The 1138-nt window shown below is 41.8% G+C and carries 1 protein-coding gene and 1 pseudogene; one reads left to right on the forward strand and one right to left on the reverse strand.

The genetic code is table 11. The features are described 5' to 3' along the window. Window positions 1-103 (reverse strand): annotated as a pseudogene (locus Q0614_RS01600) (IS1595 family transposase); the annotation flags it as partial. Window positions 104-548: 445 nt separating this feature from the next. On the opposite strand from Q0614_RS01600, the gene Q0614_RS01605 reads away from it, so the two are divergent. Continuing rightward, window positions 549-701 (forward strand): hypothetical protein, encoded by a 153-nt coding sequence (locus Q0614_RS01605; RefSeq protein ID WP_298786044.1) that lies wholly within the window; start codon window positions 549-551, stop codon window positions 699-701. The last annotated feature ends 437 nt before the right edge of the window (window positions 702-1138 follow it).

A 1138-nucleotide genomic window follows, 5' to 3' on the forward strand; every position in this document is an offset into this window, starting at 1 on the left:
TTTTAGTAGCTTCTATATCCTCTGCAAAATACTTGAGAATTTCTCTAAATTTCTTCTGCGAAATTCGGGAACGGATTATATACTTGTTTTTCATTGTGCTCATCGTAACTTACTGCTCCTTTGTGTGAGCTTAAGTTAAAGAGAGCCTTATTTCTTTAAAACCATAACACGTTATGATCGTTGTAAATAGCATCTACGCATTTTATTTTTCCCGTCGTAAACGTGAAAATGTAAGCGAAAATAACTCCGAGATAAACACGGACTGAATATTAAATTCGGGAGAGAACTTTCACTAAAGTATCTTTGCTGTATTATAGGACATCCTATTTGTTGGATGGTTCTAACATATATTTTGTATGGCGCAAAGGATTATCCGGCTTCTTTATAGGCGATTTTCAAATTCGTAAATAAAATCGGCGCAATACTTATTGCCACGAAGATGGGAGGCGGGGCGATTTCTTGATGATTGGATGCGGCACCATTTTTTCGCGCTTTGCTCTAAACATCGGGCGAAATTTTACTCTCCGATATGATCTGCGGCGCGGATTTTGCGCGAGGCTAAAATTTACCCTCACCCCGCCGCGCTGTTTTACTCGCGCTCGCAGTACCGCTTTGCTCGTATCGGATGCCGCTACGCAAAGCAAGAAAGCGGATATTTCGCAGTGCTTTTGTTCGTGAGCGCGGCAAGGAAAAAGCGATAAGCTCCTAGAAGCTTTGCGCGGCGACCTCTTTTAAAAACCGCTTGTTTATGAGCGAATTTTCGATGTCGGGGTGAGTCAGGGTGATTAAGTTTTTCATATTTTTTCTTTAAAATTTTGGTTTGGGGCGATAAATTTGCCGCTAAAATCGCAGATATAGCTCCGCTTTGAAATTTCATTTTCAAATGGGCGGCGGAATTCTAAGACAAAATTTCAAGGCCAAATTTTAATGCCGAAGCTTCAGCGCTTAAATTTGACGCCGGAATTCCGTAGCAAATTTCAGTGCATAAATTTCATAATTAAAGCTTAGCGCTCGATGCGCCAGAGCTCTGTTTTGAAACGCCGCTTGGCGCTTTATTTCCCCGCAGCTAGCAGATCCGCGAGCACCTTTGCGGCGTGATCCTTTGCCTTGACGCTTTTATAGACCTTTAAAATTTTGC

This window comes from uncultured Campylobacter sp., from assembly GCF_937997595.1.
GTDB lineage: Bacteria > Campylobacterota > Campylobacteria > Campylobacterales > Campylobacteraceae > Campylobacter_B.